This window comes from Paenibacillus sp. FSL F4-0100, assembly GCF_037993005.1.
In the GTDB taxonomy this organism is placed as follows: domain Bacteria; phylum Bacillota; class Bacilli; order Paenibacillales; family Paenibacillaceae; genus Paenibacillus_AQ.
This window is the reverse complement of sequence record NZ_CP150303.1, coordinates 5,094,302-5,118,001: the sequence shown is the minus strand read 5'-3', so window position 1 is coordinate 5,118,001 and position 23,700 is coordinate 5,094,302. Positions and strand designations below refer to the sequence as shown.

At 49.3% G+C, this 23,700-nt stretch carries 19 protein-coding genes; all 19 read left to right on the top strand.

Translation table 11 applies throughout. From position 1 onward, the window contains the following. Positions 1-96 precede the first annotated feature (96 nt). On the top strand, positions 97-1,371 hold the full coding sequence (gene rseP / locus MHH48_RS22970) for an RIP metalloprotease RseP (RefSeq protein WP_076324965.1): 1,275 nt from the start codon (positions 97-99) through the stop codon (positions 1,369-1,371). A gap of 216 nt (positions 1,372-1,587) precedes the next feature. Further along, positions 1,588-3,045, top strand: a complete 1,458-nt coding sequence (gene proS / locus MHH48_RS22965) for a proline--tRNA ligase (RefSeq protein ID WP_076324964.1) — start codon at positions 1,588-1,590, stop codon at positions 3,043-3,045. 255 nt (positions 3,046-3,300) lie between these two features. After that, entirely contained in the window at positions 3,301-7,617 is a 4,317-nt protein-coding gene (locus MHH48_RS22960) for a PolC-type DNA polymerase III (protein WP_076324963.1), read from the top strand. A 179-nt stretch (positions 7,618-7,796) separates the two neighbouring features. Then, positions 7,797-8,258, top strand: a complete 462-nt coding sequence (rimP, locus tag MHH48_RS22955; protein WP_076324962.1) for a ribosome maturation factor RimP — start codon at positions 7,797-7,799, stop codon at positions 8,256-8,258. A 32-nt stretch (positions 8,259-8,290) separates the two neighbouring features. Further along, a complete protein-coding gene (nusA, locus tag MHH48_RS22950; RefSeq protein WP_076324961.1) occupies positions 8,291-9,388 on the top strand; it encodes a transcription termination factor NusA in 1,098 nt (365 codons plus the stop codon). 25 nt (positions 9,389-9,413) lie between these two features. Beyond that, positions 9,414-9,725, top strand: coding sequence for a YlxR family protein (locus tag MHH48_RS22945; protein WP_053492673.1), 312 nt, complete (start codon positions 9,414-9,416; stop codon positions 9,723-9,725). Further along, complete coding sequence (locus tag MHH48_RS22940) at positions 9,718-10,041, top strand: YlxQ family RNA-binding protein (protein ID WP_179090708.1); 324 nt, start codon at positions 9,718-9,720, stop codon at positions 10,039-10,041. Before MHH48_RS22945 ends, MHH48_RS22940 begins: the two co-directional genes overlap by 8 nt. After that, positions 10,034-12,700 (top strand): translation initiation factor IF-2, encoded by a 2,667-nt coding sequence (gene infB, locus MHH48_RS22935; RefSeq protein ID WP_076324959.1) that lies wholly within the window; start codon positions 10,034-10,036, stop codon positions 12,698-12,700. The genes MHH48_RS22940 and infB overlap by 8 nt, the downstream gene beginning before the upstream one ends. Before the next feature lie 19 nt (positions 12,701-12,719). Next, positions 12,720-13,073 carry a 30S ribosome-binding factor RbfA gene (gene rbfA / locus MHH48_RS22930; protein WP_076324958.1) on the top strand — a complete coding sequence of 118 codons (354 nt, stop codon included), beginning with the start codon at positions 12,720-12,722 and terminating at the stop codon, positions 13,071-13,073. A 30-nt stretch (positions 13,074-13,103) separates the two neighbouring features. Beyond that, on the top strand, positions 13,104-14,081 hold the full coding sequence (locus MHH48_RS22925; RefSeq protein WP_076324957.1) for a bifunctional oligoribonuclease/PAP phosphatase NrnA: 978 nt from the start codon (positions 13,104-13,106) through the stop codon (positions 14,079-14,081). Beyond that, complete coding sequence (gene truB / locus MHH48_RS22920; RefSeq protein WP_076324956.1) at positions 14,078-14,989, top strand: tRNA pseudouridine(55) synthase TruB; 912 nt, start codon at positions 14,078-14,080, stop codon at positions 14,987-14,989. The genes MHH48_RS22925 and truB overlap by 4 nt, the downstream gene beginning before the upstream one ends. 35 nt (positions 14,990-15,024) lie before the next feature. Further along, positions 15,025-15,978 (top strand): bifunctional riboflavin kinase/FAD synthetase, encoded by a 954-nt coding sequence (locus tag MHH48_RS22915; protein ID WP_076324955.1) that lies wholly within the window; start codon positions 15,025-15,027, stop codon positions 15,976-15,978. 165 nt (positions 15,979-16,143) lie between these two features. Next, positions 16,144-16,413: a 30S ribosomal protein S15 gene (gene rpsO, locus MHH48_RS22910; protein WP_006211281.1), complete on the top strand. Its 270-nt coding sequence runs from the start codon at positions 16,144-16,146 to the stop codon at positions 16,411-16,413. 406 nt (positions 16,414-16,819) lie between these two features. Then, positions 16,820-18,925, top strand: coding sequence for a polyribonucleotide nucleotidyltransferase (gene pnp, locus MHH48_RS22905; protein ID WP_076324954.1), 2,106 nt, complete (start codon positions 16,820-16,822; stop codon positions 18,923-18,925). Positions 18,926-19,138: 213 nt separating this feature from the next. Then, positions 19,139-20,131: a polysaccharide deacetylase family protein gene (locus MHH48_RS22900; RefSeq protein WP_076324953.1), complete on the top strand. Its 993-nt coding sequence runs from the start codon at positions 19,139-19,141 to the stop codon at positions 20,129-20,131. Positions 20,132-20,222: 91 nt separating this feature from the next. Next, positions 20,223-21,491, top strand: a complete 1,269-nt coding sequence (locus MHH48_RS22895; protein ID WP_076324952.1) for a pitrilysin family protein — start codon at positions 20,223-20,225, stop codon at positions 21,489-21,491. Further along, positions 21,466-21,912: a dUTP diphosphatase gene (gene dut / locus MHH48_RS22890; protein ID WP_179090701.1), complete on the top strand. Its 447-nt coding sequence runs from the start codon at positions 21,466-21,468 to the stop codon at positions 21,910-21,912. The genes MHH48_RS22895 and dut overlap by 26 nt, the downstream gene beginning before the upstream one ends. A gap of 241 nt (positions 21,913-22,153) precedes the next feature. Beyond that, on the top strand, positions 22,154-23,050 hold the full coding sequence (gene dpsA / locus MHH48_RS22885) for a dipicolinate synthase subunit DpsA (protein ID WP_076324951.1): 897 nt from the start codon (positions 22,154-22,156) through the stop codon (positions 23,048-23,050). After that, the gene (locus MHH48_RS22880; RefSeq protein ID WP_076324950.1) at positions 23,051-23,641 is read left to right on the top strand and encodes a dipicolinate synthase subunit B; all 591 of its coding nucleotides are present in this window, start codon (positions 23,051-23,053) and stop codon (positions 23,639-23,641) included. Positions 23,642-23,700: the final 59 nt, after the last annotated feature.

The window sequence follows — 23,700 nt, the reverse complement described above, 5'->3', positions numbered from 1 at the left end:
AGCGGATAGCTTGTGATTCTCTTGTGGACGACAGGAGAATAATGATAATCTATAGGGACATACTGCGTTCTCAGAGGAAAAGGGGGATGTAAAGAATTGGAAATGGTTCGGGTCGTTTTTTTAACGGTGCTCATGTTTTTTGTGATCGTTACCGTGCACGAATGGGGTCACTATTATTTTGCCCGGCGTGCCGGAATCTTGGTACGCGAGTTCGCGATTGGATTTGGTCCAAAGCTGTTCTCATATAAACGCAATGAAACGCAGTTTACACTTCGTCTACTTCCATTCGGCGGATATGCCCGCATGGCCGGAGAAGATCCGGAACTTGTTGAGATTCAACCCGGTCAGACGATTGCGGTTCGATTGAATGCAGAGAATCAAGTGAAAAAGATTTATCTGGATCAACTCGACAACCGTAAGAATGTTATTCGCGGCGAAGTCCAGTTTATGGATATGGTGGATCGTTTGTCGGTTAGGCTTGATGTGGATGGTGAATTCCAGCAATTTGAAATCCATCCGCAAGCCTTAACGGTAGCCAAAGGTGTAGAGACGCAGATCGCACCGAGAGACCGCCAATTCGGCAGCAAAACCGTGGGCCAAAGAGCGCTTGCGATTTTTGCAGGTCCTGTCATGAACTTCATTCTGGCCTTCGTGCTGTTTGCTCTTCACATCCAAATGGCCGGTATACCGGTTGAGAATCCAACCTATGTACAGATTGGTGAGATTACCAAAGGCATGCCTGCAGATGAAGCCAATCTGAAAGAGGGAGACATCATTGAGAGCATTAACGGAACCGCTATTGGTGCCGATTATCAGAAGATGATCGAATTGATTGCGGCTTCCAAGGACAAGCCGATGGAATGGACGGTACGCCGGGGTGAGGAGTCATTTGATCTGACCTTAACTCCGCGGACCATGGAGGGTCAGGAAGGCGGCAAGGTCGGGATTGTTCCCAAGCTTCCTACCCGATCCGCAGGAATTGGGGAGACAATTACCAGTTCCGGGACCGCGATGGTAGATACAACGAATATTATTTTCCAGGGCTTCAGACAGTTGATTCAGAAGTTCTCCATGGATGATCTTGGCGGTCCTGTACGGACGTTCGAAGTGACGGGACAAATCGCCAAACAGGGTATCGCACAGCTGACCTATTGGGCAGCCATTCTAAGCTTGTATCTGGGCATATTCAATCTGCTGCCGATACCGGCATTGGATGGAAGCCGGCTCGTATTCTTAGGGATCGAAGCTTTAAGGGGCAAGCCAGTTGACCCGAACCGAGAAGGCATGGTTCATTTTATCGGGTTTGCAATGCTGTTCCTGTTAATGATAGCCGTAACCTATAACGATATTTTACGTTTGATCAACGGATAAACCCTAAGGTACGGCTCGGTGCGCCAGCCGCAACGAATGCCGTACCTTTTCTATTGTTAGCAGATTATAACGCTTCACTATCTAGCAAATGGAGTTACTATAAGGGCTGGCTTTATAGCCGCAGCTCGTTCACACATATCGCCAATAACGCCAGTCGAGCCGCCTGAATCAGGAGCTTTGACCATGCGTTTTATTAATGGGAGGCACACGATTTATATGTCTAAGGAATCGAAGGATAAACAATTCGTGACGGAGATTACGCCGCAAGCGGAAGATTTCTCGCGCTGGTATATCGATGTCATCAAAAAAGCGGACCTGATGGATTATTCTCCAGTCAGAGGCTGCATCGTCTTCAAACCGGACGGTTATGAAATTTGGGAGCATATCCAGGAAGAGTTGGATCGGCGCTTTAAGGCGACGGGCCATCGGAATGCGTATTTCCCGCTGTTCATTCCCGAGAGCTTTTTCCAGAAGGAGAAGGAGCATGTCGAAGGATTTAATCCGGAGCTGCCATGGGTAACGGAAGCGGCAGGAGAGAAGTTGGAAGAGCGTCTGGCAATCCGTCCGACTTCTGAAACGATGTTCGGACATATGTATTCCAAATGGATTCAATCCTATCGTGATCTCCCTGTGCTGATCAACCAGTGGGCCAACGTGGTACGCTGGGAAAAACGCACGCTGCCATTCCTTCGCACGAGCGAGTTTCTATGGCAAGAAGGCCATACTGCTCATGAAACGGAAGTTGAGGCAAGAGGGGAAACCATGCAAATGCTGGATATCTATCAGCAATTCGTAGAGGACTATCTCGCGATTCCGGTAATCAAAGGACAGAAGACACCTTCGGAGAAATTCGCAGGCGCCGTGGATACATTCTCGATCGAAGCGATGATGAAAGACGGACGAGCTGTACAGGCAGGTACTTCGCATTATATGGGTACCAACTTCTCACAAGCTTTTGACATTCAATATTTGAACCGTGAAAATACGCTGGAATACGCTCATACAACATCCTGGGGCGTCAGCACGCGTCTCATTGGTTCCTTGATTATGGTTCACGGGGATGATCGCGGATTGGTGCTTCCTCCTAAAGTCGCGCCAACGCAAGTGATCATGATTCCAATCGGTCCACCGAAGACGAGAGATGCGGTTGTGGGTCGTACGGACGAGCTGTTCCGTGAACTGAAATCAGCAGGCATCCGCGTACGCGTTGACGATAATCCGGATGTGCGTCCAGGCTGGAAATTCAATGAGTATGAAATGCGCGGAGTTCCGGTGCGTCTGGAGATCGGGCCACGTGACATGGAGAATGGCGTGTGCGTGCTTGTCTCCCGCATAACAGGTGAGAAGAAAATCGTAGAACAGGCTAATCTGACACAGGAAGTACAGAATATGCTGGAGCAGGTGCACCAGGAAATGTTCGAGCGCGCGAAGCAGTTCCGTGAGGATCATTTCTATTCCGTGGAAACGCTGGATGAAATGAAGGAAAGCATGGAAGAAAAACGCGGGTTTACCTTGGCAGGATGGTGCGGTTCGGAATCTTGTGAAGATACTGTCAAGCAAGAAACCGGTGCTACGAGCAGAAACATTCCGTTTGAACCGTCTGAGAAGAAAACCAAGTGTCTCGTATGCGGTGATGATGCGAAACATACGGTGCTGTTCGCGAGAGCGTACTAGTAAATCGATAATATGAGTTCCCGGCAAGTTTGGGTGAGGGAGGAGTCCTTCGTCCAAAACCGGGATTCATCATCTGGAGTAAGCTTCCGGATGGCAGTATGGCGGACGCTCTTCTTTTTGGGGCAGGACGAATGGGTGCTGCCAGCGGAGGCTTTATTCTATTTTTTTACATCGACTAAACGCAGTTTGTCTTCTGTGGATGTACGTCGATAGAAGTTTTTCTTATAGCTTTGTGCAATGCAGGGGGAGGGAACCATGGACACAACAGAAGATAAAAGGAAGCGATTTGAACTGCTGGTCAAGCAGGGAGATGTTCCGGCCAATCTGGTGGAACCCTATTTTTTGGATGGTGTGATCGAGCAAGTAGAGACAAGCAGGGCCAGCAAGGACTGGAGAATAACCGTCCTGAAGGAGACCTTGGTTCCAGCTGAGGTCTATCGCACATTTTGTCTAAGAATTCAGGAGAAGATGGGGCATATCGCGAAGATCAAATTTGTGTTCCGATATGGAAGCGGCGTTCCCGAAGCAGATATCGTGCAAGAATATTGGGGCTTGTTTCTAGAGTGGGCACATCGGGAGATCCCTTCAGTTAATGGATGGATGGCAAGGGCCAAATACGAGGTGGAGGATGGGCAAGTCCTTCTCTCCATGTCGGATGGCATGTCGCTTGAGCTTGCCCGAAAGAAACAGATCGATGCCGCCATTACCCGTTTTTTCGGACAATATTTTGATCTGACGCTGCGTGTGAAGATGCAGGTTGGTGATAATGGTCAGGCAGCTTATGAGGAGTTCGAGCAGAGGAAGCGAGAAGAAGAGCGCGAAGTGATCGAGCAGATCATGAGCAGCATGGAAGCTGAGCTGGACGCGGAGGATGAGGAAGAGGGCGCGGTTCGGCTGCAGGTTGGGTATGATATCAAGGATCAGCCGGTTCCGCTCCAGGAGATCCAAGACGAAGAGAAGAAAATTACGATTCAGGGGACCATCTTCGGATTGGATCGTAAGGAGCTTCGTAACGGCAGTACGTTATTCACATTCTATCTGACGGATTTCAGCGATTCCTTGCAAATGAAAATGTTTGGCAAGACGAAGGACGATCTTAAGGTATTGAGTTTGCTTGAAAACGGCAAGTGGGTGAAGGCTCGCGGACGGATTGAATACGACCGGTTTATGCAGGTGCCTGAGCTGGTGATGATCCCGTCTGATCTCAACGAAGTACCGTCGCCTCCTTCGCGCAAGGATAACGCGGCCGAGAAGCGGGTGGAATTCCATCTGCATACGACCATGAGCACGATGGACGCGGTCACGCCGATCGACCGTTATATCAAAACAGCGGCGAGCTGGGGACATAAAGCCATCGCCGTAAGTGATCATGGTGGTGTACAGTGTTATCCTGATGCAGCAAAGAACGCCAAGAAGCATGGGATTAAAATGATGTACGGCGTTGAGGCCAATGTCGTGAATGATGCCGTCAACATCGTGGAACAGGCACAGTCGATTGAACTCAGCAGTGCCACTTATGTGGTATTCGATATTGAAACCACAGGTTTGTCCATTACCGCAAACAAAATCATCGAGCTTGCTGCCGTGAAGATGAACGATGGCAAGGAGATTGATCGATACGCAACCTTCGTTAACCCGCATGAGCGAATTCCATATCATATCCAGCAATTGACCAATATCAATGACGATATGGTTAAGGATGCTCCTGAATTGGAGCCGGTATTGAAAGAGTTTGTTGAATTCGTTGGGGATGCCGTACTTGTGGCTCACAACGCTCGATTTGACATGGGGTTCATTCAGGCAGCACTCAAGAATGCCGGGATGGATACGCTTGACAATCCCTACCTGGATACGCTGGAGCTTGCACGTCTGGTGCATCCGGGACTTAAAAATCATCGTCTTAACACATTAGCAGATAAGTATAAGGTACTGCTCGAAAGCCATCACCGCGCGATTGACGATACGATTGCACTGGCTGGAATCCTGAACGGGCTCCTTAGCGATGTGGACAAAACCAAAGGCGTCAAGATGCTGGACCGCCTCAATGATTACGTCGGTACGGATCTGTCCAATACCCGTCCTTTCCACTGCGGTATTTATGCTTTGAATATGACGGGCAAGAAAAACTTGTACAAGCTGATCTCCATGTCACATACCGAATATTTCAAGCGAGTGCCGTGTATTCCTAAATCCAAGCTTCAAGAGATGCGAGATGGGTTACTGGTGCTATCCGGCTGCGAAAAAGGGGAGTTCTTCGAAACGGTGCTGAACAAAACGGAGGAGGAAGCCGAAGAGATTGCGGACTTCTACGATGTTTTGGAGATTCAGCCGTTGACGATGTATATGCATCTGGTGGACAAAGGCTTGGTAGGCAGTCCCGAAGAGATAAAAACCGCAATTTCCAAAGTCGTGCGCATTGGGGAAAAGCTGAACAAGCCAGTCATCGCCACAGGAAACGTGCACTATCTTGAACCGCGGGATAAGCTGTTCCGGGACATTACCATCCATGGGATTACCGGTTTCAGCCCGCTCAAGGATATGCGCAAGCCTGACGCGCATTTTCGGACTACGGAAGAGATGCTCGAAGAGTTCGGGTTTTTGGGACAGAACAAATGTTATGAAGTTGTTGTGACGAACACTAGCGAGCTGGCCGATCGCTTTGAAGAGTTGGAATTGTTCCCGGATAAGCTGTTTACGCCGATTCTGGATGGCGCGGATGAAGAAATCCGCAACACCTGCTACGACACGGCCAAGTCCATTTATGGCGAGAACTTGCCGGAGGTCGTAGTGGCCCGGTTGGAGAAAGAGCTTGAGCCGATCATTAAATACGGTTTCTCAGCGAACTATTTGATTTCCGAGAAACTGGTTAAGAAATCAAACCGGGACGGCTATTTGGTTGGTTCACGGGGTTCCGTAGGCTCATCCGTCGTTGCCACATTCCTCGGCATATCCGAGGTTAACCCGCTTCCCGCCCATTACATTTGCTTGAACAGCGATTGCAAGCACAGCGAATGGTTCCTGGACGGCAGCGTGCCGAGTGGATTTGACTTGCCGGACAAAGCTTGTCCGGAATGCGGAAACATGATGAAAGGCGAGGGACAGGATATACCTTTTGAAACCTTCCTGGGTTTTAAAGGGGATAAGGTTCCCGATATTGACTTGAACTTCTCCGGTGAATACCAGCCGCATGCCCATAATTTCACCAAAGAGATGTTTGGCGAGGAGAATGTATTCCGTGCCGGAACCATCGGTACCGTGGCAGAGAAGACGGCGTTTGGTTTCGCTAAAAAATACGAGGAACACAACAACAAGCGCTGGCGGGGCGCGGAGTTGAACCGGCTTGCGTCAGGCTGTACCGGCGTCAAGCGAAGCACGGGCCAACATCCCGGCGGTATTGTCGTTGTGCCGGATTACATCGAAGTGGAAGAGATTACGCCGGTGCAATTCCCTGCGGACGATGTCAACGCCGAGTGGAAAACGACGCATTTCGATTATCATGCCTTTGAAGCGAATTTGCTCAAGCTTGATATACTCGGGCACGATGATCCAACCATGATGAGAATGCTTCAGGATTTGACCGGCGTGGATCCAACGACCATTCCGATGAACGATCCGAAAGTGATGAGCATGTTCAACTCAACGGAAGCGCTGGGCGTCAAGCCGGAGCAAATACGCTCACCGGTGGCCACCTTCGGCGTTCCGGAGATGGGAACCAAATTTGTACGCCAGATGCTGGTGGAATCGCAGCCGTCGAGTTTTGCCGACTTGTTGCAAATCTCAGGTCTGTCACATGGAACCGGCGTTTGGCTCGGCAATGCTCAAGAGCTCATCAAGAATGGTACATGCAACATCAAAACCGTTATTGGTTGCCGCGACGATATCATGTTGTTCCTGATTTATAAGGCAGGCATGGATGCTAGCCTCGCATTTAAGATAACAGAAAGTGTGCGTAAAGGCCGGGGGTTGTCACAGGAATGGATTGACGAGATGAAGAAATGCAAAGTGCCGCAGTGGTACATTGATTCCTGTCTCAAAATCCAGTACATGTTCCCGAAAGCCCACGCCGCTGCGTATGTTATCTCAGCGGTGCGGACGGCTTACTTCAAGCTTTATTATCCGATAGAATATTATGCAACGTACTTCTCGGTTCGAGCCGAGGACTTCGATATCGAATTATGCTGTCAGGGCTATGAGGCGATTTATCGCCGAATTGAAGAGATTGAGCAGCTGGGCTTCGGAGCAAGCCCGAAGGAAAAAGGGATGCTGCCAATTCTGGAGATGGCGCTGGAGATGACGGCAAGGGGCTTCTCGTTTAAGAACATCGATCTGTATGAATCGGATGCGCTCCGATTTAAGGTGGATGGAGATTCGCTCATTCCGCCGTTCTCTGCACTGCAGGGGATCGGTGATAATGCCGCCCGCAATATTGCTGCCGCACGTGAATTCGGTGAATTCCTCTCCATAGAGGATTTCCAGCAAAAATCGAAGGCAAGCAAAACCGCCGTGGAGCTGTTGACCCAAATGGGATGCTTCCGCGGTCTGCCGGAGAGCAATCAGTTGTCATTGTTCTGATTCTTGTTTTCCTTTCATGGCCGTGACGCCTTGACAGTCAAGGAGTCATACTTGTCACTATTACCAGACTATGTTATAATTTTTTTGGTAATCATGGAGATAAAACCGTTGTGTAAAGAGTGGGGCAACCCACTCTTTACTCTTTGGTATATAGGAAATCAACTTGGAGGTTATGTTCTTTGAGCACATCAAAGATTAAAACGACTGTGGAAGAAATGGTGCAGCCGTATTTGGACGAACACGGCTTTGAACTGGTAGATGTGGAATACGTTAAGGAAGGAAGCAACTGGTTCTTGCGCGTGTTTGTTGATAAAGACGGCGGCATTGACATTGACGATTGCGGTTTAATCAGTGAATACCTGAGCCAGAAGCTGGACGAGAACGATCCGATTCCGACAGCTTATTTTCTTGAAGTCTCTTCTCCTGGAGCGGAACGTCCCCTGAAGAAAAAAGAGGATGTTGCGAAGTCAGTCGGCAAGAACGTGTTTGTTACGGTATACGAGCCGATTAACGGGTTGAAAGAGTTTGAAGGCAAGCTGGAATCCTTCGATAACGAGGAGCTAGTCATTCAAACCGTCAAGAAGCAGCACGTGATTCCATATGCAAAAGTAGCCAGTGCCAGATTGGCCATCATTTTTTAAACGGAAGTTTTGAAAGGGGGAACCGATTTTCAATGAGTATGGATTTTATTGAAGCGATGAATGAGTTGGAAAGAGAAAAGGGCATCAGCAAAGATGTGCTGTTTGAAGCCATTGAAGCGGCACTGATCTCGAGTTACAAGCGCAATTTTAACACGGCGCAAAATGTACGGGTAGACATGAATCGCAATACGGGTGTCATCAAGGTGTTCGCGCGGAAGCTGATTGTGGACGAGGTGCTGGATCCGCGGACTGAAATTTCGCTGCATGCGGCCCGGGAAATCAATCCGCATTTTCAGATTGAAGATATAGCGGAAATCGAGGTTACGCCACGTGATTTCGGACGGATCGCAGCTCAAACGGCAAAGCAAGTTGTTACCCAGCGCATTAGAGAAGCCGAACGAGGCCTGATCTACAGCGCTTTTATTGACAAGGAAGATGATATCGTAACGGGTACGCTGCAGCGCCAAGATTTACGCAACATCTATATCGACCTTGGCAAGATCGAGGCGGCCTTGCCGCTTACCGAGCTTATGCCTAACGAGAAGTTCAAGCATGGCGACCGGATCAAAGCTTACATTACCAAGGTTGAGAACACAACCAAGGGGCCGCAGATTATGCTGTCCCGTACGCATCCGGGCCTCTTGAAGCGCCTGTTCGAGCTTGAAGTGCCGGAAATCTTTGATGGCGTCGTTGAAATTCGCTCGGTTGCGCGTGAAGCTGGATTTCGCTCCAAAATTGCGGTATTTTCCCGCAACGATGAAGTCGATCCGGTTGGTTCTTGCGTAGGACCTAAGGGTATGCGCGTACAGACGATTGTCAATGAGCTTCGCGGCGAAAAAATTGACATCGTGCGTTATTCCGATCAGGTTGAAGAATACGTGGCCAATGCGCTCAGCCCATCCAAAGTACTTGAAGTTCAAGTATTTGAAGATGAGAAGATGGCGCGTGTAATTGTTCCGGATTATCAACTCTCGCTTGCGATTGGGATCAAAGGCCAGAATGCTCGTCTCGCGGCGAAGCTGACAGGCTGGAAGATTGATATTAAGAGCGAAAGTCAGGCGGAGCAGGAATTTGGCAGACCGAAGTCCCAATCAGGTGAAATGCACCAGGATTCCGTCTCTGTCGATTAATTCCAAATGACAGGGGGTTGTCGTCTTGAAACAGAGAAAGATACCGCTGCGTAAATGTGTAGCGTGTCAGGAAATGATGCCGAAGAAAGAGCTTATCCGGATTGTTAGGACGCCCGAGGATGCTGTCCTGATCGATCTCACCGGCAAAAAATCGGGACGGGGAGCGTATTTATGCGGCAAAGTTTCCTGCTTCAAGCTGGCACACAAAAATAAAGCACTGGATCGAGCGTTGAAACAACATGTGAAACCTGAGATCTATGAACAGTTGGCACAGGATTTCATCAAGGTGGAAGATGAATTCCTGGCTGCAAAAGAGAGTGCTGCCGATGATGAATAGGGCGCTTTCTCAGCTCGGCCTGGCCATGAGGGCAGGTAAGGTGGTTACCGGGGATGAGATCGTGCTCAAAGCCATCCGGTCTTCTGATGCAAAATTGGTTATTCTGGCGGGTGACGCCTCAGTTAATACAACAAAGAAGTTCCGCGATAAATGCGGTACTTACAATATCCCTCTGGTAATCGGATTTGACCGGGAAAGTCTGGGCACAAGTGTAGGTAAACCCGAGCGGGTTGTGCTGGCAGTTACGGATCAAGGATTCGCAGAAATGATCTCCAAGAAAATGGAGACAATGTCGGAGGTGGAGTATATTGAGTAAACAGGAAAACAAAGACAATAAACTTCGAGTATACGAATATGCTAAATCGTTGAACATGAGCAGTAAAGAAATCATCACGATCCTCAAACGTTTGAACATTCCGGTCAATAACCATATGAGCGTAATGGAGAACGATACGGTGTCCAAGGTAGAGCAGTTTTTCAAAGATATCAAATCCAATGCAGCAGCCAAGCGGGATAGTGGTGACGCTTCCCGAACCGAGAACCGTAAACCAGCGGTTTCCGGAGCCAATGCGGCTGCGACTGTATCCAATGCAAAAACAGAAGGCACTTCCGCTAGTGTAAGTGCCGAAGGCAACCGTAATGGGCAGGACGGTATGCGTAATTCAGGACAGAGAGCACCAGGACAACAAGGTCAAAGCCAGCCCAAAAAACAACAGGAAAAGCAGGTAGGTATGAATAGTAGAACGAATCAAAACACTCAGAACACTTCAGGTTCCCAGCGTCCCCAAGGAGGGCAGGATACCAGAAGAAATCAGTCTGGCTCCGCACAAGGAAGTCAGCAGAACAATCGTAGCCAATCATCCAGACCAGGCGGCAGCACGCAGACCGGATCACGTCCTCAGGGCGGAGGTCAAGGCGGCGCACGTCCGCAAGGCAATAATCAAGGTGGAACGCGTCCGCAGGGCAGCAACAACCAAGGCGGAGCGCGTCCACAGAGCAAGCCGGGTGGAACCGGAGGCGGTTTCTCAGGATCCAACAATAACAATAGCAATAACAGCAATGGCCAGAACCGCAATTCCAGAAACAACAATAACAATCGTTCAGACTCCAAACGTTTTGATGACAACCGTCAGGGAGGATTCCGTGGCAACAATCGCGGTGGAAAGAACAACCGCGGCCGGAATCAATATAATCAGCAGCCGCCTCGCGAGAAAATCGACAACACGCCGAAGAAAATTATCGTCCGTGGCAACATGACCGTCGGTGAAACGGCGAAGCTGCTTCATAAGGACGCTTCCGAAGTCATCAAGAAGCTGATTTTCCTCGGCGTGATGGCCACCATCAACCAGGAGCTGGATATCGATACGATTCTATTGCTCGCTGGTGAATTCGGTGTAGAAGTCGAAGTGAAAATTCCGGTAGAGGAAGATCGTTTTGAGACCGTTGAAGAAAACGATGCTCCTGAAGAACTGAAAGAGCGTCCACCAGTCGTTACTATTATGGGTCACGTCGACCACGGTAAAACGACGCTGCTTGATGCGATCCGTTCCGCGAACGTATCAAGTGGCGAAGCTGGCGGTATTACGCAGCATATCGGTGCTTACCAAGTCGAGATCAATAACAAGAAGATTACGTTCCTGGATACACCGGGTCACGAAGCGTTTACAGCTATGCGTGCCCGTGGTGCACAAGTAACGGACATGACGATCATCGTGGTTGCGGCTGACGACGGCGTAATGCCACAGACAGTCGAAGCGATTAACCATGCGAAAGCAGCAGGTTTGCCGATCATCGTTGCCGTGAACAAAATCGATAAACCGGATGCTAACCCGGATAAAGTTAAACAAGAATTGACGGAATACGAATTAGTGCCTGAAGAGTGGGGCGGAGATACCATCTTTGTTAACGTTTCGGCGAAACAGCGGATGGGTCTGGAAGACTTGCTTGAAATGATCCTTCTGGTAGCAGAAGTGAATGAATACAAAGCAAATCCTGACAAACGCGCACGCGGTACCGTTATTGAGGCTGAGCTGGATAAAGGCAGAGGTCCGGTAGCACGCATTCTCGTTCAGCATGGTACATTGAAAGTGGGCGACGCCTTCGTAGCGGGCAACTGCTTTGGACGTATTCGTGCGATGGTGAACGATAAAGGCCGTCGATTAAAAGAAGCGGGTCCTTCAACACCAGTTGAAATTACCGGTTTGACTGAAGTTCCAGGTGCCGGCGATCCGTTTATGGTGTTTGAGGATGAGCGTAAAGCGCGTAATATCGCTGATAAGCGTGCGATTACCCATCGTCAATCCGAGTTGAACACGAATACTCGCGTGACGCTGGATGACCTGTTCCAACACATTAAGGACGGCGAGATCAAAGATCTTAACGTGATTATCAAAGGTGACGTACAAGGTTCTGTTGAGGCACTGAAAGGTTCCTTGAACAAAATCGAAGTGGAAGGCGTTCGCGTCAAAATTCTCCACAGCGGTGCCGGGGCGATCACGGAGTCCGATATTATTTTGGCAGCTGCCTCCAACGCGATTGTTATCGGCTTTAACGTTCGTCCGGACGTCCAAGCGAAACAAACCGCCGAGCAGGAAAAGGTTGATATTCGTCTGCACCGTGTAATATATAATGTAATCGAGGAAATTGAGCAAGCTATGAAGGGGATGCTCGATCCGGAGTACAAAGAAACCGTGATCGGTCATGCGGAAGTCCGTAGCACCTTTAAAGTGAGCAAAGTGGGTACGATTGCAGGATGTATGGTGACATCCGGTAAAATTACGCGTAACGCAGAAGCTCGCTTGATCCGTGACGGCATTGTCGTTCATGAAGGCAAGATCGATTCCCTCAAGCGCTTTAAAGATGACGCTAAAGAAGTGGCACAAGGTTATGAGTGTGGTATTACCTTGGTAAGCTATAGCGACGTCAAAGAAGGAGACGTAATCGAAGCCTTCATCATGGAGACGGTAGAGCGCTAACGAATGAGGTGATCAGACCATGGCAAAAATCAGAACTGGGCGCGTAGGCGAGCAGATTAAAAAAGAGCTCAGCCAACTGATCCAATCAGAGATGAAAGACCCAAGAATCGGTTTCATTACTGTGACCGGTGTTGATGTTACAAATGACCTGTCTCAAGCGAAGGTATACCTGAGCGTGCTCGGCGACGACGAGCAGAAGGCAGCTTCCTTAAAAGGGTTGGAGAAGGCAAGCGGCTTTCTCCGCTCCGAGCTGGGCAAGCGGATCCGACTTCGGCATGTGCCGGAGCTGATCTTCAAATTCGATGATTCCATTGCGTATGGCAGCCATATTGAGAAGCTGCTGACCGAAATCGTGGATCGCGAAGAGAAATAGAGTAGTTCGTTTTTATAAAGGAGAGGGCGAATGCAGACCTATGAACAAGAGCTGCAGCAGGTGAAATCGTTCCTGCTGGAGCACGATGATTATTTGGTTGTGTCGCATGTTCAGCCCGATGGAGATGCAGTCAGTTCCACCCTTGCGGTGGGCTGGCTTCTCTCATGTCTGGGCAAGAAATTTACGATGATTAATGAGGGGCCCATTCCAAAACGCATGAAAATGTTGTGGCATGCAGAAGACATTCTCAATCTGTCTGAAGAGCAGCCAGGAAGAACGTTCTCTCACGTCATTTGTGTGGATTGTGCGGATTTTGCTAGAGTAGGCTATACGAAACAGGTATTTGCCGATCAGGCAAGCATCGTTAATATTGACCATCATCCAACAAATGATCGTTATGGAGTCGTCAACCTGGTCGTGCCGGATGCGGCAGCAACCGCAGAAATCCTTTATGATTTGCTGAATTTGTTTGAAGTGGACTGGGATGCCGATATTGCAACAGCGATTTATACGGGATTGCTAACGGATACCGGCGGTTTTCGGTACTCGAATACATCGCCTAAGGTTATGAGCATCGCTTCCGATCTGTTGTCCTATGGCGTGAACGGACCTGAAATTGCGGAAACGTTACTAGAGGAAATGACGCTTCCACAGATGAAAGTGCTGGTTCAGGCATTAAATACGTTAAGTGTGTCGGATGATGGTAAAATAGCCTGGGTATACGTAACGCCTGAGTTTATGGAATCATGCGGCGCCGTTAGCGAGGATCTGGAAGGGATTGTGAATTACCCCCGAAACATTCAAGGAGTTGAAGTCGGGATTCTATTCAAGTCACTGAAATCCGGAATGGTCAAGGCGAGTTTGCGTTCAGCCGGAAAAGTGGATGTTGCGGCATTAGCCCAGTTATTTGGAGGAGGCGGCCATGTTCGGGCAGCCGGTTGCAGCATTGAAGGCTCCCTTCAGGACATCATCCCTAGAGTAGTAGAGCAGGTGAGATTAAAGTTATGACGCAATTAGAAGGCATCTTGGCCGTTCACAAACCGGCAGGCTGGACATCCCACGATGTGGTGGCGAAGGTTCGTGGAATGGTTCGCATGAAGCGAATTGGACATACGGGTACGCTGGACCCCGAAGTAACAGGCGTGCTTCCGTTATGCCTGGGGAGAGCCACGCGAGTAGTGGAATACCTTCAGGAACTGCCTAAAGAGTATCACGCGGTCCTCCGTCTTGGATATTCGACGGATACCGAGGATATCACTGGGCAAGTAGTAGAGACGGTAGATGATGTTCATGTGACCAGAGAAGAGGCGCTTGAAGCGCTGCAATCTTTTACAGGCCAGATTTCTCAGATCCCACCCATGTTTTCCGCTGTCAAAATCAATGGTAAACGATTATACGAGCTTGCCAGAGAAGGTAAGACCGTGGAGCGCAAGAGCCGGACCGTAACGATTCATGAAATCGAAATGACGGATTTTGATGCTGAAGGGGAGTATACGGAAATTTCTTTTCGAGTATTGTGCTCCAAAGGTACATACATCCGCACGCTTTGCGTGGATATCGGGAGGAAACTCGGCGTGCCGTCTGTCATGGTTAAGCTGGTACGCACAGTATCGGCGGGAATCACGGAGGAGCAGTGCTTAACCCTGGAGCAAATTGAGCAGTTCATGAAGGATGAAACGCTGCACACCCGGCTTATTCCCGTGGATCAAGCGATTGATTATCTGCCGAAGCATACGGTTTCTGAAGAGAAAACGGATGCTGCCCTGCAGGGACAGCGCTTGTCCTCGAGAGCGGTAGAACCACCTGTTGACAGCTCGGAGCCTATTCGCTTGTATGATATAAAGGAAAACTTTCTGGGAATCTATCAGCAGCAAGAGGAGACAGGGGCTATCGTTCCTGTGAAAGTATTTTCCTAAGCATGACTGGATTTAGTGAGTGGAGGTGAGTAATCATGAGGATTGTTTCTTTATCTTATCCTGTATCTTCTGATATCGTACGAGAAGCTGCCGAGCCGAAGGTAGCTGCAATCGGCCAGTTCGACGGTCTTCACCTGGGACATGCCAGCGTGCTTTCAACCGCAGTCAATATTGCGCGGGAGAATGGAGTGCCGGCCGCCGTTATTACCTTTTATCCTCATCCGAAAGACGTGATTGGTAAAGGAAGCTATGAGGGATATCTGACGCCTCAGCCTGACAAGCAGCAGTTGCTTGAGGAGATGGGCATCGATATTTTGTACGTTGTCGAGTTCAATAAGGAATTCTCCCAGGTGAGTCCGGAAACATTTGTTGAAGAGATGCTGTTTCCCTTGAATCTTCAAACAGCGGTGGTCGGGTTTGATTTCCGTTTCGGCCATAAAGGCGCCGGTGACGCAGTCAAACTTCAGGAACTCGGTGAAGACCGGATGTCTGTCGTTACGGTTCCGCCATTCTTGGTTGATGGCGAGAAGGTAGGAAGTTCATCCATACGGATTGCCTTGAAAACGGGGCAGCTGTCGGATGCAAACCGCTGGTTCGGACGGAATTATCATATCCGCGGCACGGTCATTCATGGGGAGAAGCGGGGAAGAAAGATTGGTTTTCCTACCGCTAACCTGGAATTGACGGATCCGTTCGTGGCACCTGCATTAGGCGTCTATGCCGTTCGGGCACGCACGGATAAGCATCACGACTGGATTCCGGGCGTGATGAACATCGGCGTGAAGCCAACGTTCCATGAAGGGATCACAGAGCCTATTTTTGAGGTGCATCTGTTTGATTTTGAAGGGGATCTGTATGATCAGACCATGACGGTGGATATCGTTCAATATATCCGCAAGGAGCATAAATTCGAATCGGTTCAGGAACTTGTGGAGTGGATTCAGCGAGATGCCGTCGAGGCTCGCAAAATATTAGAAATCAGTGAATAAACGTTTTGGGACAAATTGTTCGCAAACGGATTTTCTTTTTCAGGTAAAGTATGCTATACTCTTAGAGGTCGCCTGAAGATTGGGCGATTTTAACCTTGGCTTGGATGTTCGATCTCACCGTCGGTACCTGGGCCAACGGCGATTATAATGAGGGAGGTGAACAGGATGGCATTAACTCAAGAACGTAAACAACAACTGATTGACGAGCACAAAACTCATGAGTCCGATACAGGATCTCCAGAGGTGCAAATCGCTATCCTAACGGAAAACATTACGAACTTGACTGACCACTTGCGTACACACAAGAAGGATCATCATTCCCGTCGTGGATTGTTGAAAATGGTCGGCCAACGCCGTAAGTTGCTTGCATACTTGAAAAACAAGGATGTTAAACGTTACAGTGCTTTGATCGAGAAGCTTGGATTGCGTCGCTAATCATCCATAAGATGTGCCGAAAACAGCCTGGTTGTCCACTGTCCTTCTTGGAACGACAGCGGCACAGCCGGGCTCTTTTCTAAGTATTGTACAATTTACCGTTTTCGAGCTTCCCCACAAAGTACTGCGTACGCTTCATAGCCTAAACTCCACTTTGTGGGGTTATCTTAATATAGATTCTTATAGATTGTAGGCGTGGTCTGTTCGCTAAATTTCGCTTAATGGTATAACCAGGGGCAATCTATACGGAGAATGTTCTATACGGTTCGGGTTGTTCCTGTACATAGGTTTGCGATTTCGACCGTTTGGATGGCTCTGGTTAGGAAATGTGGACAGCGTTTTGCAAAAGACATGCTGATGGTAGAAGAAGATTTCAAAAAAATTTATCCCCATGAGGAGGGATTACATGGAAACACGTGTTGAAATGCAGCTTGGCGGAAGACCCCTCGTATTCGAAACAGGGCGCCTTGCGAAGCAGGCAAATGCGGCTGTGATGGTTCGTTACGGCGAAACGGCAGTCCTGTGTACAGTGACAGCTTCCAGTGAACCGAAGGATTTGGATTTCTTTCCATTGACGGTCAACTATGAGGAGCGTTTGTACGCAGTCGGTAAAATTCCGGGTGGATTCATCAAACGCGAAGGCAGACCAAGCGAGAAAGCGATTCTTGCCAGCCGTCTGACAGACCGTCCGATTCGTCCGTTGTTCCCTGAAGGATTCCGTAATGATGTACAGGTTCTGAATCTCGTGATGAGCGTAGATCAGGATTGCGAGCCGGAAATCGCGGCCATGATCGGTACTTCCGCTGCCTTGAGCATCTCGGATGTGCCTTTTAACGGTCCGATCGGCGGCGTAGCCGTAGGGCGTATTGATGGCGAATTTGTGGTGAATCCGAATATTGCACAGCAGGAAGCAAGCGACATCTATCTTGTTGTTTCAGGTACCAAAGATGCAATCATGATGGTTGAAGCCGAAGCGAACGAAGTTCCTGAGGAAGTCATGCTGGAAGCGATTATGTTCGGGCATGAGGAAATCAAGAAAATCGTAGCTAAGATCGAGGAACTCGTAGCCGCTTGCGGTAAAGAGAAAATGGCAGTTAAACTTCATGCGGTCAATGAAACGGTGAATCGTGAAGTGCGTGATTTCGCCGAAGCCCGTCTTGTTGAAGCCGTTCGCATTGAGGAGAAACATGCTCGCCAGGATGCGATTGACGCTATCAATGATGAAGCATACACCGTATTTGAAGAGAAGTATATCGAGACACCTGAGTTGTTGAAGGATGTTAAAGAAGTGCTTCACGATATCGTGAAGGAAGAAGTTCGACGTTTGATCACGCATGACAAAGTTCGTCCGGACGGTCGTGGTCTGTCTGAGATCCGTCCTATCGATTGCGATACCAGTCTGCTGCCTAGAACGCATGGTTCCGGTCTGTTCACACGTGGACAAACCCAGGCTCTTAGCGTATGTACACTAGGTGCTCTAGGTGATGTACAGATTCTCGATGGAATCGATCTGGAAGAGACCAAGCGTTTCATGCACCATTACAACTTCCCGCCGTTCAGCGTAGGGGAAGCTCGTCCGCTTCGCGCTCCAGGCCGTCGTGAAATCGGTCATGGTGCACTTGGTGAACGTGCATTGTCGAAGGTTATTCCGAATGAAGTGGAATTCCCGTACACGATTCGCCTCGTGTCCGAAGTAATTGAGTCGAATGGTTCGACCTCCCAAGCGAGTATTTGTGCAAGCACACTTGCTATGATGGATGCAGGGGTGCCGATCAAAGCACCTGTAGCCGGCGTGGCGATGGGCTTGATTAAAGACGGAGATCATGTTTCCATCTTGACGGATATTCAAGGGATGGAAGATCATCTCGGCGACATGGACTTCAAAGTGGCAGGGACACCTGACGGGGTTACCGCCATTCAAATGGATATCAAAATTGACGGTATTGACCGCGCGATTTTGCAGGAAGCACTGCAGCAAGCAAAAGAAGGACGCATGCATATCCTTGGAAAAATGGCAGAAGCCATTCAAAAGCCAAGAGAAACGTTGTCCCAATATGCGCCTAAGATTATTACGATGCAGATCAACCCGGACAAAATTCGCGATGTGATCGGTGCCGGCGGCAAGATCATTAACAAAATCATCGAGGAAACCGGCGTGAAGATCGATATCGAACAAGACGGCCGCGTGTTCATTGCATCTGCCAACGATGAGATGAACAAAAAAGCTCTTTCGATTATCGAAGGCATCGTCCGTGAGGTAGCTGTTGGCGAAATCTATACAGGTACTGTCAAACGGATTGAGAAATTCGGTGCATTCGTTGAAATTCTGCCTAACAAAGACGGGCTTGTTCATATCTCCCAGCTCTCGACTGAGCGCGTAGCGAAGGTAGAGGACGTGGTTGCCATCGGTGATGTCATTACTGTGAAGGTTACCGAAATCGACCAGCAGGGACGGATTAACCTGTCTCGCAAAGCGGTTTTGACTGCGGAAACAAACAAGAGCGGATCTTAATCCGCGCTTTGTTTGTTTAACAGCATATAGATACAAGGAAAAGAGGCAGAACCTATCATTCTGGCTCTTTTTTTAATCTTTTCGGCCCATGGGATTCCTCTAGTCTTGAACAAGCATCTACAATAGGCTTCACGGCATAGGCCCACTTTGAGGCACATATTTCCTCCTGAACCTACATAAAATGGGACAAAGCTTCTCAAGGGGAGGGTGGATATGCCCATGAATGGAAAAAAGATGGTTGTGCTGCTAACCGGTGCCGCAATGGTGTCGGCTGTTGCCGTGTTCAGCGGGGCCTGGGGATATGTTTCGGGACTGCAGATTAAACCCGAGGGGCAACTCGTTAGCGGTTCAGAGAATGCAGTAGATCTGAATTTATTGAGTCAAATCGAAGCCGCTGCGGCAAAATCACGCATTGAGCCGGTGGATGCCAGGGTGGACTCCGTCTGGAAAGCGATTCCCGGTTATAATGGACTTGAGATCGATATTGAAGCTACATACCAAGCAGCATCGTCGAAAAAGCGAAAAGCTGGAGAGGCCATTCCTTACGTATACCGGCAAATTCCGGCCAAAGTAACGCTTAATGATCTTGGAGAGCAACCGATTTATCGGGGCAACCCCAACAAGCCGATGGTATCGCTGATGATTAACGTGGCCTGGGGGAATGAATTTCTGGTACCGATGCTGAACACGCTGGATGCGGAGAAAGTGAAGACGACCTTTTTCCTGGATGGGAGCTGGTTGAAGAAGAACCCGGAGCTTGCCGGCGAAATTCTGAAACGAGGTCATGAGGTGGAGAATCATGCCTATACGCATCCGAATATGAGCCGTCTCAGCAGAGATCGGGCGGAACTGGAAATCGCGAAGACGCAGGATCTGCTCAAAGAAAGCCTCGGTGTGGAGAACAAATGGTTTGCGCCGCCTTCCGGCGATTTTAATCAGCAGACCGTATCCATAGCCCAGGCAAGGGGATTGAAGACAGTCCTGTGGACGCTCGATACGGTCGATTGGAAGCATCCTGCACCGGATGCTGTCGTTCAGAAAATCTCCACGAAGGTGGAGCCGGGTTTCCTGATTTTGATGCATCCCACCGATTCCTCGTCCCGGGCGTTAAAGGGAATGATTGACGGAATACGGGCCAAAGGGCTGGAAATCGGAACCGTGAGCCAGACGCTTTCTCCTGAGCGAATTATGCCGAAGGGAAGTTGAGCGGCATGGTAAAGTTTGATAGAATGAATGGATGGCATGAGGCTGGTAATCAGCCAAAGTGAGCCTGGATGGAACAGTTAGGGGGGCCCTCGTGAAAAAAATACAATTGTCTAACGGCCTAAGAGTGGTTATGGAGCAAATCCCGACAAGTCGTTCGGTTTCATTCGGTATTTGGGTGAAGACCGGATCCCGCAATGAATCGGAGGACATCAACGGGATAACGCATTTTATAGAGCACATGATGTTCAAAGGGACCGATCGCTTTGACGCCCGTGCCATTGCTGAAGAATTTGATGCTATCGGCGGCAACGTCAACGCTTTTACGTCCAAGGAATATACGTGTTATTACGCCAAGGTGCTGGATGAGCATTTTCCGATTGCGGTTGACGTGCTGTCCGACATGTTCTTCAACTCCAAGCTGGATGCGGGCGAGTTAGCCAAAGAGAAGAATGTCATTCTGGAAGAGATCGCGATGTATGAGGATACACCGGATGATCTGGTGCATGACCTGATGTCGTTATCGGCATACGGCGATCATCCGCTGGCTTATCCGATTCTTGGCACAAAGGAACGGCTGGAATCGATGGATTCGCAAGCGCTGAGAAATTACATGGACAAACACTATACCATTGAGAATACAGTGATCGCTCTGGCAGGCAACATTAATGAGGATGCGATTGAGTTATTGGAGCGTCATTTTGGCGGCTTTGCCAATCACGGCAGCTCCGAACTGCTGGCCGTGCCTGCCTTTTTGGATGGTGTTCAGTTCCGTAAGAAGAAAACAGAGCAGAATCATATCTGCATGTCGTTTCCCGGCTGCTCCATCGGAGACGAGCTTCAGTATGCAATGGTACTCTTGAATAACGCCATTGGCGGCGGCATGAGTTCACGCTTGTTTCAGGAAATCCGGGAGAAGCGCGGACTGGCTTATTCGGTATACTCATATCATAGTTCGCACGCAGATAACGGAATGTTCACCATTTATGCGGGCACAGCGCCCAAACAGACAAAGGAAGTCCTTCAACTGACCACGGAAATGCTGCAGGATCTGGCACAGAACGGTATGACAGAGGAAGAGCTGCGCAAAGGGAAGGAACAACTGAAGGGCAGTCTCATTCTGAGTCTGGAGAGCACGAGCAGCCGCATGAATCGCTTGGGTAAGAACGAATTAATGCTGGGTCGCCATTTTAGCCTGGATGAAATTATTAAGCGGATTGAGCAGGTGGACATGAAGGATGTCGACGTGGTTCTTGACCGCATGTTCGGGACTCCATATGCACTAGCGATGGTAGGAACTTCAGATAAAGCACTGAATGTACTTAGGAGGAATGAATTTGTTGCACTACGTTCAAATCAATAGATTGCCAGGTAATGAAGATGTGAAACTTCCCGTGAAAATGTCCGAACTAGCCGCAGGTTTTGATCTGCACGCGGCGGTTCATGAGCCGGTGGTATTGAACCCGGGCGAACGCAAATTAATCCCGACCGGTTTTGCGATTGCCATGCCGGCCGAACTTGAAGCTCAAATCCGTCCGCGCAGCGGACTGGCCTACAAACATGGTATTACCTGCTTGAATTCTCCAGGCACGATTGATGCTGATTATCGCGGGGAAGTGAAGGTGCTGCTGGTGAATTTAGGACAAGAGCCATTTGCAATTGAGCGTAATGAACGCATTGCCCAGATGGTGTTCAAAACCGTCCCGGCGGTAGAATTCATGGAAGTTGACGAGTTGTCCGATACCGTACGGGGTGCAGGCGGATTCGGTCATACCGGCAAGTAATCTATATTATAGATAATTTATGGATATCATCATCATGGTTTTACCAAGCACACCGCTCCGGCCTAGCCGGGCGGTGTTTTTTGCGTTAGCGTCCATGCAAAATGGCTTCGGATCCGACTCGCCATCTATAGTGTTATTTATTGCGTTAAGGCGGTAGTTTAATTGAAATGCGCTCACCACCCTATAGGCGACGGCATAAGATGGTTTATACGTTGGTTAGAAGAAAGGAGCGAGGCCTTCCATGCTGACTGGAGTCCGGACCGTCTTTGTAGGTGGAGACGCAAGGCAAATTGAAGTCATACGAAAATGCGCTGAGATGGATGCCTCCGTCATGATCGCCGGGTTTGAGAAACTGCAGGATTCTTTTCAGGGAGTGACTCGCGAGCAGCTCACGCCAGAGCTGTTATCGAATGCTGATGCTCTGATCCTGCCTGTCGTGGGATGTGATGATGAGGGACGTGTCAGCGCGCTGTTCTCAGAGGGGGCATTGCGACTGCAGGAGGAGCATATCGCAGCGATGCCTGGACATGGAGTGATCTATACAGGCATGGCGAAGCCCTATTTGCGCTCGCTATGTGACAAATATAAGATCAAGCTGGTAGAGATTTTGGAGAGGGACGATGTAGCCATCTATAATTCCATTCCGACAGCGGAAGGTGCACTGATGATGGCGATCCAAAACACGGATTTTACGATTCACGGATCAACCAGCATGGTGCTTGGCATGGGACGGACAGGATTCACCATGGCGCGCAGCCTGCAAGGCCTGGGTGCCAAAATTCGGATGGGCGTACGTAAATCGGAGCACTATGCCAGAGCGGAGGAAATGGGCTGGAAGCCCTTCCTGGTAAGGGATCTGAGTTCTTATGTGTCGGATATTGACTTGCTTTTTAACACGATTCCAACTATGATAGTCACAGCACAAATCATCTCGAAAATGCCTCGGGAGGCTGTCATCATCGACCTTGCCTCCGCACCCGGTGGATGCGATTTTCGCTATGCTGAAAAACGGGGTATCAAAGCCATGCTCGCACCCGGACTACCCGGAATCGTGGCTCCTAAAACAGCCGGCATCATTATGGCCAATACGCTGGTGGAGCTGATTTCTGAAGAAATCAAGATTCGGGGGGATGCGTAGATGAATTGGAATGGAATAACAGTGGGTTATGCCCTGACAGGATCGCACTGCACGCTTGAAGAAGTGATGCCGCAGATCCAGCGGTTCAAAGATGGTGGAGCGAATGTGGTGCCGATTGTGTCCAGCACTATTATGACAACGGATACCCGATTCGGCACATCGGAGAATTGGCAGAAACAGTTGAAAGATATAACCGGGAATGATATTATTTCTACAATTGTGGAGGCGGAACCGCTAGGCCCATCCAAGCTTCTTGACGTTTTGGTTATCGCCCCATGTACGGGAAACACGACCAGCAAGCTGGCCAATGCGATGACTGACAGCCCTGTGTTAATGGCAGCCAAGGCGCAGATGAGAAATTGCAGACCGCTGGTTCTGGCGATTTCAACGAATGATGGCCTTGGACTGAATGCGGCGAATATCGCGAAGCTGCTTGTAACGAAAAATATTTATTTTGTTCCTTACGGACAGGATAATCCGCAGCAGAAGCCTAACTCGCTTGTCGCCAAAATGGATTTGATTCCGGAAGCGTGTTATGCGGCCCTGGAAGGGAAGCAGCTGCAGCCGATGATCGTTGAATATTCGCGTTAACCGCGATAAAGCCTTTTGATCAATAAGGGCAACATAGAAAGTTACAGCTGCAGTTTCAT